Here is a 13,311-nt window from a genome sequence, read left to right on the forward strand (position 1 = left end):
GGGGCTGCCGTCACCCGTGGGCGCCGGCGGCCAAGAGTTCGGGGTCGATCTGCAGGGTGTCGAGCCAGGTCGGGCTGAGCTTCGGGACGGAAGCGAAAAGCAGCCGCGAATAAGGGTGGCGCGCGTCTCCCATCAGGTCGGCGGTCGCCAGATGGTCGACCTTCTCGCCCTTGAGCATCACCACGATCTCGTCGCAGATCGATTCCACCACCGAAAGATCGTGGCTGATGAAGACGTAGGACAGCCCGAACTCGCGTTGCAGCTCCTTCATCAGGTCGAGGATGGCGGCACCCACAACCGTGTCGAGTGCCGATGTGACCTCGTCGCACAAGATCAACCGAGGCTCCGCGGCCAGCGCGCGGGCGAAATTGACCCGTTGCTTCTGCCCGCCCGACAATTCGCCGGCCCGGCGATAGCGCACCGCACGCGGCAGCCGCACCATGTCGAGAAGCTGGTCGACCCGGGCCTGGCGCGCGCTTCCCTTGAGGTGATGGTAGAAGGAAAGCGGACGCGCCAGGATGTCGCCGATCGACATGGTTGGGTTGAGCGCCGCATCGGCGGATTGAAAGACGATCTGAAGCTCGCGAAGCTGGTCGCGGGTGCGTTCCTTGGCCTGCCGCGCCAGTTCCCGGCCGTTGAAGATGATATGGCCGCCGACGGGGGGCAGGATGCCGGCGATGGCCCGCGCCAGCGTCGACTTTCCACATCCCGACTCGCCGATGATGCCGAGGTTGCGCCCTTTCACGACATTGAGGCTGACGTCCTTGACAGCACGCATGAAGGGCAGCCCGTCGGCCTGGATCGGTCCGTAACCAGCCATCAGGCCGGCCACTTCGAGCAGCACCTCGGGTTTGCCGCTCGGGCTCGAAGCCGCCCGCGGTGCGGGTTCGAAGGCGGCCAGCAGCTCCTTCGTGTAGGGGTGGGCCGGGGCTGACAGGATCCGCTCGGTCGACCCGACTTCCTGCACCGCGCCGCCCTTGAGGACCACGATGCGGTCGGCGATCTGCGCCACGACCGCGAGGTCGTGCGACACGTAAACGCCGGCGATGCCGCCTTGTCGCATGACGCGCTTGAAGGCGCGCAGCACCTCGATTTGGGTAGTGACGTCGAGCGCCGTGGTGGGCTCGTCGAAGATCACGAGCTTCGGATCGCCGATCAGCGCCATGGCGGCGGCAAGGCGCTGCAATTGCCCACCGGAGACCTGGTGGGGGTAGCGCTGGCCGATGGTGTCCGGCTGCGGCAGGGACAGGGCCCGGAAAAGCTCGACGGCCTTCTTCCGCGCCGCATCCGGTGGCATCGAGCCATGGATGCGGGTGACTTCGATCACCTGATCCATGATGGTGCTGGACGGGTTGAAGGCCGCCGCGGCGCTCTGCGGCACATAGGCCACCGTGGCGCCCCGGAGCCTCGCGCGCTCGGGTTCGCTCAGGCGCGCCATATCGCGTCCGGCCACGCTGACGCTGCCGCCCACGATGCGGCAGCCCTCGCGGGTATAGCCCATCAGGGCCAGCGCGGCCGTCGTCTTGCCCGAGCCGCTTTCCCCGATCAGGGCGACGATCTCGCCCTCGGCGATGGTGATGCTGACGTCGCGCAGAATGCTCAAGGTGCGACCGGCGTCGGTCTTCGCCTCGATCGAAAGGTCGTGGATCTCGACGAGATTGGCCATCAGGCGCTCCGGTCGCGGATCTTGCGGGGCAGATTGTCGATCAGCAGGTTGACGCTGACCGTAAGGCTGGCGATGGCGAGGCAGGGATACACCACGGCCGGCGCCCCGAAGACGAGCCCCTGCAGGTTCTCGTGCACGAGCGCCCCCCAATCGGCGTTGGGCGGCTGCACGCCGAGGCCCAGGAAGGACAGGCCGGACAACAACAGAACGATGAACACGAACCGCAGGCCGGTATCGGCCAGAACCGGCCCGGTGATGTTCGGGAGGATTTCCCGCAGAACCAGATAAAGCACGCCCTCGCCCCGGATCCGCGCCACGGTGACGAAATCCATGGCGTTCACGTTGACCGCGAGGGAGCGCGCGAACCGGAAGGCCCCCGGCATGTAGATGACCGCGAGGGTCGTGATCAGCCAGGGGATGGAAGAGCCGACCGCCGCCACCATCATCAGGCCGAAGAGCTTGCTCGGAATCGAGTTCATCGCGTCGAGGAAGCGGCTCAGTACGGAATCGAGCCGGCCGCCGGCGACGGCCGCCACGATTCCCAGCACCACACCCGAGCCGCAGGCGAAGACCACGGCGACAAGCGAGATGCCGACCGTGTAACGCGCCCCCATGACGATGCGGGAAAACACGTCGCGGCCCAGATAGTCGCTGCCCATCCAGAGGGTGCTGCTTCCCGATCCGAAGTAGTCGGTGTCGACGATCTGACCGACCGGGTAGCGGATGAGCACGGGGGCCAGGATCGCCACGACGGCCCAGAACAGCACAATCGCGAAGCCGACACTGCCCGTGGTGTTGAAGCTCCAGCGCCGCATGCGCCGCGGGGCGGCGAGTTCGATGCTTGTCATCGGAGCCTCGGATTGGCCACAAGCGCGACGATGTCGGCCAGCGTCGTCAGGATGAGAAACCCGACGCAGAAGATCATGGCGCAGGTCTGGATCAGCGGCAGGTCGCGGGTCGCGACCGCATCCACCATGAGTTTGGCGATGCCGGGATAGTTGAAGATCGTTTCGACGATGATCACGCCACCGAGCAGGTAGGACAAGGACAAGGCCATGGCATTGACGATGGGCCCGAGCGCGTTCGGCAAGGCATGGCGCAGCACGATGCGCTGCCGGGAGGCGCCCTTGAGTAGCGCCATTTCGGCATAGGGCGAGGCGAGGGTCGAGATCACGGCCGCGCGTGTCATGCGGATCATCTGCGCCGCCACCACGCAGGTCAGCGTGATGACCGGCATCGCGAAGACGCGCAGAAGCTGGCCCACCGTGGTGATCTCGTTGGCGAAGGCGAGGGCCGGAAGCCAGTGCAGATAGACCGAGAAGACCAGAACGGCCGCCGTCGCGACCATGAATTCGGGAACCGAGATGAGCGCGATGGTCAGAAAGGTCACGCTGCGGTCGTAAGCGGTTCCGCGGAACATGGCCGAGGTGATGCCGAGCAGCAGGGCGAGCGGCACCGAAAACGCAGTGGTGACGGCCGCGAGCTTCAGCGAGTTGGCAAGCCGTCCGCCGACCAGCTGGGCGATGGGCAGGTCGTTCGCGTAGGAGCGGCCGAAATCGCCCCGAAGCAGTCCGAACGACCAGTGCAGATAGCGAAACGCGGCGGGGTCGTCGAGGTGCATGGCCTTGCGCAGCCCGGCCACGGCTTCCGGGGTCGCGGCCTGACCGAGCAGGATCGTCGCCGTGTCGCCCGGCAGCATCGCGGTGGCGAAGAACACCGCCACCGACACGATCAACAGCGTCACGACCGAGAACAGGATGCGGTCGAGCGCGAGAAACAAGATGCGCCCCTTGACGCCCGCCGAGGCGCCCGGGTGTTTGAACCCGCGATGCAGCAAAGCGGGAAAACGCCGCCACGCTCCGGGCCGCAGCGGCGGTGACCGGGCTTCTGGCGATTGGGCGGGCGGAGAGGCTGGTGTCGCGGCGTTCATTCCCGTCCCTCCGTCCAGCCACACGATATTATGCAGGGCTTGTGCCGTTTGCCCGCCGTGCCGCGAGGCCTAGCGGAAAACGGCACATTTTGTCGTTGCAGGCCCTGCTTCGGCCGCGTCGCGATGGGCGCGAACCCCGCGCCTGCGCTCAGCTTTCGAGCCAAACGTGTTCGGCGAACACATAGCCCATCATGCCGCCGAGCGGATTCGCCTCGAGGCCCTTCATCTTGTCCGTGAAGCCGTCGACGTTGGCGATGAAGGCGGGCACGATGGTGCCGGCCTGCTCGGACACCATCACCTGCATGTCGCCGTAGATCTGCTTGCGCTTGGCCTGGTCGAGCAGGCCGCGCGCTTCGTGGAGCATCGAGTCGAACTTCTCCGACTTGAAGCGGCTTTCGTTCCACGGCGCGTCGGAAGCGTAGAGCAGCGAGAACAAGATGTCGGCAGTCGGCCGCGGGTTGATGTTGCCGAAATGGACGGGCGCGACGAGCCAATACTTGTCCCAATACCCGTCGGACGGCACGCGCTGGATGTCGAACTTCATGCCGATATCGGCACCGGCCTGTTGAACGACGGTGGCCATCTCGACCGAATCGTCGGCGGCTTCCGCGGCGACGATCGGGATCGTCTGACCAAGCACGCCGGCCTTGTCGAACAGGTGCTTGGCGCGGTCGGGATCGAAAGCCTTCGGCTTCAGTTCGGCATTGTAATAAGGGTTGGCGGGCGAGATCGGCTGATCGTTGCCGATCACGGCGAGGTCGCGCAGAACCGACTTCTTGATCGCTTCCCGGTTCACCAGATACTTCATGCCCTCGATGAAGCCCTGCTTGTCACCCGGCGACAGGTCGAGCCGGATGTTGAGGTCGGTGTAACCGCCCGACGTGCTTTGCAGGGTCTTGAAGCCTGGCTGACGGTCGACGAGGTGCATCGAACGCGGGTTGATCGCCGCCGCCAGATGGATGTCGCCCGACAACAAGGCGTTGGTGCGCGCCGTATCGTCGGCGATGGCGAAGAACTCGAACGAATCGACGTAGGGTTTGCCCGACTTGAAGTAGGACTTGTTCTTGACGCCGATCGAACGCACGCCCGGCTCGAAGACCTGCAGCACAAAGGGGCCGGTGCCGTTGCCCTTCGAGAAATCCGTCGTGCCGTCGGCCACGATCATGAATTGCAGCATCGACAAAATGGTCGGAAGGTCGGCGTTGGCCTGTTCGAGCGTGATCTCGACCGTCAAGGGATCGACGGCCTTGAAGCCGACCATCTGCTTAGCGATCTTGGCGAGCTTCGAGCCGACACTCGGGTCGAGGTGCCGCTTCAGCGAGAAGATGACGTCGGCCGCGCTGAGCGTCTTGCCGTCGTGGAAGGTCACGCCCTTCTTGAGCTTGATGGTCCAGACCTTGGCATCCGTCGTATCGAAGCTGTCCGCCAGCTCCATCTGGGCGACGCCCGCCTGGTCGAGGAAGGTCAGGCGATTGTAGAAGGCGCAAATGCGGACGTAGTCGGTCGACACGGACGATTTGGCGGGATCGAGGGTATCGGCGTTGCTTGACGAATAGCCGGCCGCCTTCAAGGCGCCGCCCGACTTCGGCTCGGCCGCCAGGGCCGAGCCGGCGCGCCCAAGGATCGTGGTGCCGGCGGATGCCGCGATCCCACCGGCCATCAGCAGCCGCAGGAGGTCGCGACGCGACGCGCCATTGCGGATGGCCTGCTCCACCGCCGCATCGTCGGAGATGGTCCCGTTCGGTATTGGCGCTTGAGTCATCGTCGTCCCCGTGTGTCGTACCTGGTTGGTAACCGGCGGGTCGATCGGCGTTGTTCCGACCCATCTCTGCCGGCTCATGATCCCAGTCGGGGCGCTGTGGATGCACCTGTTTTCCCAGTCCGGGCGGCACAAAGTTTCGATTCAGTCGAATCCCACGCTATTTTCCGGGCCCGGGGTGGATAAGTGGCCTGGCAGGCCACCGCGCCATCGGTCGGCCGCTCAGCTCCGCAGCCGGTGCAAGAGCGCCAGGATCACGGCGCGACAGCCTTCGAGCTCTCCGAGGGTCACATATTCGTTGGCCTTGTGGGCCCGTGCGATGTCGCCGGGGCCGCAGATGATCGCATCGACGCCGGCCTGCTGGAACAGCCCGGCCTCCGTGCCGTAACTCACGGCGGCCAGCGGCACCTCGCCGGTGAGCGCCTCGAGCAGCGCCGCCAGCGGCGCGTTTTCCGCGAGGGCCAAGCCAGGAAAGCTCGTCACCACGTCCCAATCGGTTTCGAAGCCCTTTTGGCGCAGTTCGGCGAAGGCCGTCGCGACCGGCTGCACCAGGTCCAAGGGTTCGACCCCGGCGATGGCACGCGCTTCGAACTCGATCCTGCAGGTGTCGGGGATGATGTTGACCGCCTGTCCCCCCTGCAGGATGCCCGCCTGCAGCGTCGAATAGGGCGGGGCGAAAGCGGCGTCGAACGGTCCCTCGGCCAGCGCGGCTTCGGTCGCGACGACGCTGGCCAGGATATGGGCCATGCCGTGGATCGCGTTGAGGGCGAGGTCCGGTCGCGACGAATGTCCTGTGCGCCCGCGCACCGCCGCGCGCACCGCGACCTTGCCCTTGTGGGACCGAACGGCGCGCATCCCGCTCGGCTCGCCGATGATGGCTCCGAGCTGCGGCCCGGCGAGGTCGGGGAGGCGCGCCAGCATGTGGCGGACGCCGCGACAGCCGATCTCCTCGTCATAGGAGAAGGCGAGGTGGATCGGCACCGACAGCGGCTGCGCGGCGATCTCGGGCAAACACGACAGGACGGCGGCCAGAAAGCCCTTCATGTCGCTGGTGCCGCGTCCATAAAGCTTGTCGCCCTCGGATCGAAGGCTGAACGGATCGGATCGCCAGTCGGCTTCCTTGGCGGGCACCACATCCATGTGGCCGGACAGGATGTAGCCCGGTCGGTCCGCCGGACCGAAACTGGCGAAAAGGTTCACCCGGTCGCCTTCCGGGCCCGGGATCAGCGTGACACGCCCCCCATGCTGCTCGACGAACGACCTGATCCAGCCGGCGATCTCGCCGTTCGGCGTCGTCACCACCGAAGGGAAGCCAACGAGGCGTGCCAGGATTTCTGAGGCTTGCATGGGCTGACCGTTCAACAAAGCTGAAACCTAAACCGGGCCGCGACGCCGCAATGCCGAAAGTTGCGGCACTTTGACCGAAACTGCCGCATCGGGCGCGCGAAACAGTGCTTTTGGCGCGCGTTTCGCGGCAAGGTCGATGATGGCAAACGAAGTCTCGGCGTGTCGTGCCGGACTTGCGAGGGATCGGGCCAAAGGCCTCGAGAGTGGATGATGGTCGACGACGCGCCCAAGCAGATTGAGTCGTTCACGCTGTCGCTCGCCGACATCGGAACGGTCGACATCGACAAGCTCCACATGCTGTCGATGAGCGTGCGATGGCCGCATCGTGCGGAGGACTGGGCCTTCTTGCGCACGGTGGGCCAGGGTCTCGCGGCCCTCGACGAGATCGGTCGTGCCACCGCCTCGGTGATGTGGTTCCCGCAAGGCGACAGCTTCGCGACGATCGGCATGGTGATGACGTCGCCTCGCCTGCAGACGCATGGGGCCGGCCATTGGCTGATGGGCCATGCGTTGAAGCGTCTCGGGCAGCGCGATCTTGGCCTTAACGCGACCCGGGCAGCCATACGGCTCTACCGGACACTCGGGTTCGAGAAGGAAACAACCGTCTACCAGCATCAAGGTGAGGCGCGCGCATCCGTGTCGGACCTGCCGACGGAGGGCGGGTGGATGCGCCCCCTCGATGCCGCCGACCTGCCGCAGATCCTGGTTTTGGATCGGCGGGCGGCCGGCTATGATCGGAGCGCGCTGATCGCCGAACTGGTGCAGCGGTCGCAGGTGCTTGGTCATTTTCGCAACGAGGTTCTGGTCGGCTTCGCGTTCTGCCGCCCGTTCGGCCGTGGCACCGTCGTCGGACCGGTCGTGGCGTCCTGCGACGCGGACGCGATCGCCCTCGTGGCCCCGTTTCTGGCCCAAAAGGCCGGCTCCTTTGTCCGACTGGACACCCGGCTCGCATCGGGCGCCTTTGTGGTGTTCCTCGAGGCCTCGGGCCTCAAGCTTTTCGACACGGTGATGGCCATGACGCTGGGTCGTCCGTGGACCCGCCCCGCCCGCAGCGACGACGCCCCCATGATCTACGGGCTTTCGACGCAGGCGACCGGCTGACGTCCCGGCGCGCCCGAGCGGCGGGCAGCCGGGCGTCTCGCCGCACCGTCAATCGACGTAAACGTAGATCTTCCGGATCGTCTCGATGGTCTTCCACACCCCGCGATAACCCGGCTTCAACACGAAGCTGTCGCCCGCCCGGAACGTATGGGTTTCGCCGCCCTCTTCGGTCAATTCGGCATGACCTTCCAGGATGTAGCAAAATTCAAAGGCTTCCCCTTTGATCGACGTGTAGGTGCCCGGCGTGGCCGACCAGATGCCTGTGCGCACATGCCCGTCGCGCGCGTCGTCGAGCGGCCAGGTCTTGAAGGCGGGCGCACCCTCGATGAGGCGTTCGGGAAGGGCGACCGAATCCCGGGGTGCGAAGGCCGGGTTTGTGTCGAGACGAACGATAAGGGCCAAAAAGGATCTCCTGCGCTTGGGCCTGAACAGGGCCGTTCTAGCCTCGCCCGCGCCCGACGAGCCGTCGTTTGTTGTGATGCGGCGACACGTTCTGCCGCGCTCGGGCCTGCGTGAGGCATGATGTGGCGGTGTCGGCCGATGGCGTCGGGAGCTGGCGCGCGGCGTGCTCAATGTCTCAGGCCCTCGGCCCAGGCGTCACGCGGGCCCGACAGCGCCCGGCAGCCGCTTATGCCGTTCCGTTCGGGTCAAAGAGTGTATGCTGTTGCCCGACACGCAGGATCGGGTCCGGGCGGCGAGCGATGCCGGTTAGCGTCGGCGGTGCTCATAAGGACGGTGTTGCCCATGGCGGGCTCGCCGGCGAGCGCGAAGCCCTTGCGGCGCCGCGCTGCCTTCCGCTTTCGACCCAACCAGGGACCGCGACATGTACGAGACGGCGCTTCAACTCAACGACGGCAGTTCGATCCCGCAACTCGGGCTCGGCCTTTGGAAAACGCCGGCCGAGGACGCCGCCCGAACCGTGGCCACTGCGATCGGCGCAGGGTACCGCCACATCGATACCGCGGCGGCCTATCAGAACGAGGAAGGGGTCGGCGACGGTATCCGGCGGGCCGGGGTGCCGCGCGACAGCATCTTCCTCACCACAAAGGTGTGGAACACGGACCAGGGTTACGACGAAACGCTGCGGGCCTTCGACAGCAGCCTCGAGCGGCTGAAGATGGATGCGGTCAACCTGTACCTCATCCATTGGCCGTCGCCCACGCGCGGGCGCTACGTCGACACCTGGCGCGCGCTCATCCAACTGAAGCAGGAAGGCCGGGCGAAGGCGATCGGCGTCTCGAACTTCACGCCGGAGCACCTCGCACGGCTGATGTCCGAAACCGGGATCGTCCCGGTGCTGAACCAGGTGGAACTCCACCCGCACTTCCAGCAACGGGCGCTGCGGAAAGTTCACGCCGAGCTCGGGATCGCCACGGAATCGTGGAGCCCCCTTGGCCAGGGTGGCGTGCTGACCGACCCCGCGATCGTCGACATCGCCCGCCGCCATGGTCGATCGCCCGCCCAGGTCATCATCCGCTGGCACGTCCAGTCGGGCCTGATCGTGATCCCGAAATCGGTGACCCCGGAGCGCATCGTGGAAAATGGCGCGATCGACGACTTCGCGCTGACCGATGACGATGTGGCGGCCATCGCGGCCCTGGATCGGGCTGACGGGCGGATCGGCTCGAACCCCGACACCGCGACCTTCTGAGCGAGGTGCGGACGGGCGGCGCCGACGACCGGCGCCGCTTTGCTGGTGCTGCCTGCCCTGGCGGTCTCAGCAGGCCGTGAAGCCGCCGTCGATCGGCAGGCTGACGCCCGAGATCATGCTGGCGCCATTGCCCAGCAGGAACACGATGGGGGCCGCGATCTCGTCTTCGGTGGCCCAGCGCCCGAGCGGCATGGCCTTCAACACCGGATCGCCGATCTCGGGCCGCCCCCAATACCAGGCCGACATGGGCGTCATGATCACGGTGGGGTTCACGCCGTTGACGCGGATGTTGTATTTGCCGAGCTCGAGCGCCGACACGCGGGTGATGCTGTCGAGGGCGCCCTTGGAGGCGCCATAGGAGATGTGGCCGTTGAGCGCCACGAGCGACGCCTGGCTCGAGACGTTGACGATCGCCCCACCCACGCCCAGTCGGATCATCGACTTGGAGGCATATTTGGTCACCAACAGCGCCCCGCGGGCGTTGATGCCGACGACCTTGTCGAAGACCGCAATGTCGGTCTCCATCGGGGTCGCGATCTCGCCGCCCCAGCCGCCGCAATTCACGACGCCATAAAGGTCGAGCCCGTCGAGCGCGTCGCGGATGGCGTCCTCGGACTGCAGGTCGAAGGGCCGCGTCCGGCATCCGGTTTCAGCCGCCAGCTTGGCCAGGGCGTCTTCGGAGCGGCCGCTCGCCACCACCTCGGCCCCGGCCGCGACGAGCTGCCGGACCGTGGCGCCGCCGATGCCGCCGCTGGCCCCTGTGACCAGCACGGTTTTCCCATCTAATCCAAACATTCAGAATGCTCCGGTTCCGATCGTGGCGGTGATCGGTGTCAGCCGCCGATCATCAGCTTGACGACCTCGTCATGCGTCGTGTCGCCGATCAGGCGCTCGCCCGCGAGGCTGCCGCGCCGCAGGATGACGATGCGGTCGGCGACCGCGAAGATGTCCTGGAGGTTGTGGCTGATGAAGATGACGCCGCGCCCCTGGGCTTTCAGGTTGCGGATCAGCGTCAAAACCTTGCGCTGCTCGGGCACGCCGAGGGCGGCGGTCGGCTCGTCCATCAGGATCACGCGGGCGTTCCAGTACATGGCCCGGCCGATCGCGACCGCCTGCCGCTGGCCGCCCGAAAAGCGGCCCACGGGGGCGTCCAGGCGGTCGACGTGGAAGTCGAGCCGCGCCATGGTTTCCTTCGCGGCCGCGGCCATCTTGGGCCGGTCGAGCACCGGCAGCACGCCGAAGGCCCGCCGCATCGGCTCGCGGCCGAGGAAGATGTTGGCGCCGATCGACAGATTGTCGGCCAGCGCGAGGTCCTGGTAGATCGTCTCGATGCCGGCCTGTCGCGCGGCTTCCGGCGTCGAAAAGCGGACCGGCGCGCCGTCGAGCCTGATCTCGCCGTCATCCGCCGGATAAACTCCCGAGATCATCTTGGTCAGGGTCGACTTGCCGGCTCCGTTGTCGCCCGCGAGCGCCACGACCTCGCCCGGATAAAGCGACAGCGAGACGCCCTTGAGGGCCTCGACGCCGCCGAAGCGCTTGGTGACGCCCACCACGTCGAGGACGGGCTGGGACGAGGTGGATTGCACGGCGCTCATCAGCGGTCTCCCCCGAGCTTGCGTTGCGTCTGGTCGACCAGCACCGAGATGATGATGACGATGCCCACGGCGACGAATTGCCAGAAGGGCTCCACGTCCATGAACACGAGGCCGTATTGGATCACCGCGATCACCAGCGAGCCGGCCACTGTGCCGAGGATCGTGCCCGAGCCGCCGAACAAGCTCGCGCCGCCGATCACCACCGCGGCGATCGAATCAAGCAGTAAGGGTTCGCCCGCCTGCGCAGCCCCGGCGGTGAAGCGCGCGGTGTAGAGCACGCCGCCGAGGCCCGCGCAGAGCGCCGACAGCAGGTAGAGTTTTCGCGTGTGGCGCCCGACACCGATGCCTGCCCGCAGCGCGGCCTGCTCGCTGGCCCCCACCGCATAGGTGTGCTGGCCGAAGCGGGTCTGGCTGAGGAGATAGCTCATTGCCAGCAGGAACAGCACCGTGATGAGCACCACCACCGGCACGCCCAGCAGGCGGCCGTTGCCGAGTGCCGCGAACCAGGCGTTGTTGACCGGCACGGTGGTGCCGCTGGCCAGCAGAAAGGCGACGCCGCGCGCCACGCCATACATGCCGAGCGTGCCGATGAAGGGCGGCACCTTCAGCTTGGAGATGAGCCAGCCGTTGACGGTGCCGGGCACCAGCGACACGGCGAGGCCCGCCGCGACGCCAAGCAGCATCGCCCCGAAGCCGCCGTCCGAACCGCCGGCGTAATTGGCCGCATGGGCCGCCACGACGGCCGACAGGCCCATGATGAAGCCAACCGAAAGATCGATGCCCCCGGCGATGATGACAAAGGTTTCGCCGAGCGCGAGCAGCAACGGCGCCACTGCGAAGACCGCGATCGACTGCGCATTGTAGATCGAGAACACGAAGGTCGACCCGTAGCTGACGCGGGCCCAACTCTCGAAGCCGATCAGCAGCAAGGCCAGGAACAGCCACGCCCGCATGGCGGCGAGCCACAACACCCAGCGGCTGGCCGGCATGCCCGGCCTCCGTGGCACGAGGAGTTTGGAAGACGTTTGGGCGAGCATGCGCGCTCCGTGAGCTGACGACGGGAAAGGCACCGCCCCGTGGTGGGGCGGTGCGGTCGGGCGCGGATCAGTTCTGGTAAACGAACCTGGCGTCTTCGGGCTTGTCGATGTTCGCCTTGTTCAGCACGGTGAAGCCGGTGCCGATCTTGGTGGGAACCGATTGTCCCGTCAGGTGCGCGTAGGCCGTGAGCACGCCGTAATAGCCGATCTCGGCCGGGTGCTGGGCGATGGCGGCCTCGATGAGACCGGACTTGATGTTGCCGACGATCGTGGTGGGCGCGTCGAAGGCCACCACCTTGACCTTGCCGCTTTGGCCCGCCTGCTGCACACCGTTGGCGGCGCCGATGGCCGAAAACAGGTTGGCGCCGAATACCCCTGCGAGATCGGAATTGCGGGCGTAAACCGATTGCAGCTGGGACGCGGCCTTGTTGGCGTCGTCGTCGTTGAACTGCGTCCCGAGCACCTGGATGCCGGAATGCTTCTTCATCTCCTCCTTGAAGCCTTCTTCGCGCTGGTCGGTGGTGGAAACGCCCGGCTTGACGTTGGAGACGTAAACCTTGCCCTTGTCGCCGATGGCCGTGGCAAGCGCCCGCGCCGCGATGCGACCGCCTTCCAGATTGTCGGAGGCGACATAAGACAGCGGGAAATCGGCATCGCCCGCGCCTGTCTGGTAATCGCCCGTGCCGATGAATGTGTCGACCGTGACCACCGGGATGCCGGCATCGGCCGCCTTCTTCAAAGGCTGCACCAGCTGCGTCTTGTCGGTCGGCGCGATCAGGATGGCGTCGGGGTGCCGGGCGATCACGGCGTCGAGAACGGGCGCCTGCTGCACCGGGTTGAACTCCGGCGCGCCCTGGAAGACGAGGTCTGCGCCGATGGCCTTGGCCGCAGCTTCGGCACCTTTACGCATGGTGATGTAGAAGGCGTCAGTGGTCAGACCAGGCACCAGCGCGATCGTGTATTTTTTGGCCTGGGCCTGCGCGCCGGTGGCGAGCGCCATGATCCCGACGGACGCAGCCAAGACGACCTTAAGCGAATTCTTCAATGCACCCTCCCTGAGTGTTTCTTTCGCGCGACCTGCGCGACTGACGTTGCCTGTTGACCAGGTCTGTGTCGTTGCGAGCCTAAGGTACGGCTTCCAGGCTCGTCTATGGCCGAGTTCAACCAAACCCGGCGCCGTATCGGGGCCTGCGTCCCGATCCGATGAGCGACCCGTCGAGCGGGT

The 13,311-nt window shown here is 66.3% G+C and carries 12 protein-coding genes; 2 read left to right on the forward strand and 10 right to left on the reverse strand.

Going from position 1 to position 13,311, the window contains the following annotated elements:
• Nucleotides 1-10: 10 nt before the first annotated feature.
• From P7D22_RS05065 to argE, 5 genes are all read right to left on the reverse strand, one after another.
• Nucleotides 11-1,666, reverse strand: a complete 1,656-nt coding sequence (locus P7D22_RS05065) for an ABC transporter ATP-binding protein (protein WP_319933124.1) — start codon at nt 1,664-1,666, stop codon at nt 11-13.
• A complete protein-coding gene (locus tag P7D22_RS05070) occupies nt 1,666-2,514 on the reverse strand; it encodes an ABC transporter permease (RefSeq protein ID WP_319933125.1) in 849 nt (282 codons plus the stop codon). The genes P7D22_RS05065 and P7D22_RS05070 overlap by 1 nt, the downstream gene beginning before the upstream one ends.
• Nucleotides 2,511-3,449, reverse strand: coding sequence for an ABC transporter permease (locus P7D22_RS05075; RefSeq protein ID WP_319933167.1), 939 nt, complete (start codon nt 3,447-3,449; stop codon nt 2,511-2,513). The genes P7D22_RS05070 and P7D22_RS05075 overlap by 4 nt, the downstream gene beginning before the upstream one ends.
• Before the next feature lie 295 nt (nt 3,450-3,744).
• Nucleotides 3,745-5,358: an ABC transporter substrate-binding protein gene (locus P7D22_RS05080; RefSeq protein WP_319933126.1), complete on the reverse strand. Its 1,614-nt coding sequence runs from the start codon at nt 5,356-5,358 to the stop codon at nt 3,745-3,747.
• Nucleotides 5,359-5,577: 219 nt separating this feature from the next.
• Nucleotides 5,578-6,702, reverse strand: a complete 1,125-nt coding sequence (gene argE, locus P7D22_RS05085) for an acetylornithine deacetylase (RefSeq protein WP_319933127.1) — start codon at nt 6,700-6,702, stop codon at nt 5,578-5,580.
• 207 nt (nt 6,703-6,909) lie between these two features.
• Between argE and P7D22_RS05090 the strand changes: the two genes are divergently transcribed.
• A complete protein-coding gene (locus P7D22_RS05090) occupies nt 6,910-7,803 on the forward strand; it encodes a GNAT family N-acetyltransferase (protein WP_319933128.1) in 894 nt (297 codons plus the stop codon).
• A gap of 48 nt (nt 7,804-7,851) precedes the next feature.
• Here the strand turns inward: P7D22_RS05090 and P7D22_RS05095 are convergent, their stop codons facing one another.
• Nucleotides 7,852-8,205 (reverse strand): cupin domain-containing protein, encoded by a 354-nt coding sequence (locus P7D22_RS05095; RefSeq protein ID WP_319933129.1) that lies wholly within the window; start codon nt 8,203-8,205, stop codon nt 7,852-7,854.
• Nucleotides 8,206-8,626: 421 nt separating this feature from the next.
• Here P7D22_RS05095 and P7D22_RS05100 point away from each other — a divergent pair, with 421 nt between their 5' ends.
• Complete coding sequence (locus P7D22_RS05100; RefSeq protein ID WP_319933130.1) at nt 8,627-9,454, forward strand: aldo/keto reductase; 828 nt, start codon at nt 8,627-8,629, stop codon at nt 9,452-9,454.
• 66 nt (nt 9,455-9,520) lie between these two features.
• Here P7D22_RS05100 and P7D22_RS05105 read toward each other — a convergent pair whose 3' ends face one another.
• The 4 genes from P7D22_RS05105 to P7D22_RS05120 form a co-directional block, all read right to left on the reverse strand.
• On the reverse strand, nt 9,521-10,249 hold the full coding sequence (locus tag P7D22_RS05105; RefSeq protein WP_319933131.1) for an SDR family oxidoreductase: 729 nt from the start codon (nt 10,247-10,249) through the stop codon (nt 9,521-9,523).
• Between the two features lie 38 nt (nt 10,250-10,287).
• Nucleotides 10,288-11,049: an ATP-binding cassette domain-containing protein gene (locus P7D22_RS05110; protein WP_319933132.1), complete on the reverse strand. Its 762-nt coding sequence runs from the start codon at nt 11,047-11,049 to the stop codon at nt 10,288-10,290.
• Nucleotides 11,049-12,038, reverse strand: a complete 990-nt coding sequence (locus P7D22_RS05115) for an ABC transporter permease subunit (protein WP_319933133.1) — start codon at nt 12,036-12,038, stop codon at nt 11,049-11,051. The genes P7D22_RS05110 and P7D22_RS05115 overlap by 1 nt, the downstream gene beginning before the upstream one ends.
• 115 nt (nt 12,039-12,153) lie before the next feature.
• Nucleotides 12,154-13,086 carry an ABC transporter substrate-binding protein gene (locus tag P7D22_RS05120; protein WP_319933168.1) on the reverse strand — a complete coding sequence of 311 codons (933 nt, stop codon included), beginning with the start codon at nt 13,084-13,086 and terminating at the stop codon, nt 12,154-12,156.
• Nucleotides 13,087-13,311 lie beyond the last annotated feature (225 nt).

It is taken from the genome of Lichenihabitans sp. Uapishka_5 (assembly GCF_033947565.1).
Lineage (GTDB): Bacteria > Pseudomonadota > Alphaproteobacteria > Rhizobiales > Beijerinckiaceae > Lichenihabitans.

Excerpts from the sequence above, each read along its gene's own strand:
- P7D22_RS05065 (WP_319933124.1), bottom strand. The coding sequence starts at position 1,666 with ATGGCCAATCTCGTCGAGATCCACGACCTTTCGATCGAGGCGAAGACC.
- P7D22_RS05070 (WP_319933125.1), bottom strand. The coding sequence starts at position 2,514 with ATGACAAGCATCGAACTCGCCGCCCCGCGGCGCATGCGGCGCTGGAGC.
- P7D22_RS05080 (WP_319933126.1), bottom strand. The coding sequence starts at position 5,358 with ATGACTCAAGCGCCAATACCGAACGGGACCATCTCCGACGATGCGGCG.
- argE (WP_319933127.1), bottom strand. The coding sequence starts at position 6,702 with ATGCAAGCCTCAGAAATCCTGGCACGCCTCGTTGGCTTCCCTTCGGTG.
- P7D22_RS05090 (WP_319933128.1), top strand. The coding sequence starts at position 6,910 with ATGATGGTCGACGACGCGCCCAAGCAGATTGAGTCGTTCACGCTGTCG.
- P7D22_RS05100 (WP_319933130.1), top strand. The coding sequence starts at position 8,627 with ATGTACGAGACGGCGCTTCAACTCAACGACGGCAGTTCGATCCCGCAA.
- P7D22_RS05105 (WP_319933131.1), bottom strand. The coding sequence starts at position 10,249 with ATGTTTGGATTAGATGGGAAAACCGTGCTGGTCACAGGGGCCAGCGGC.
- P7D22_RS05110 (WP_319933132.1), bottom strand. The coding sequence starts at position 11,049 with ATGAGCGCCGTGCAATCCACCTCGTCCCAGCCCGTCCTCGACGTGGTG.
- P7D22_RS05115 (WP_319933133.1), bottom strand. The coding sequence starts at position 12,038 with ATGCCGGCCAGCCGCTGGGTGTTGTGGCTCGCCGCCATGCGGGCGTGG.
- P7D22_RS05120 (WP_319933168.1), bottom strand. The coding sequence starts at position 13,086 with ATGGCGCTCGCCACCGGCGCGCAGGCCCAGGCCAAAAAATACACGATC.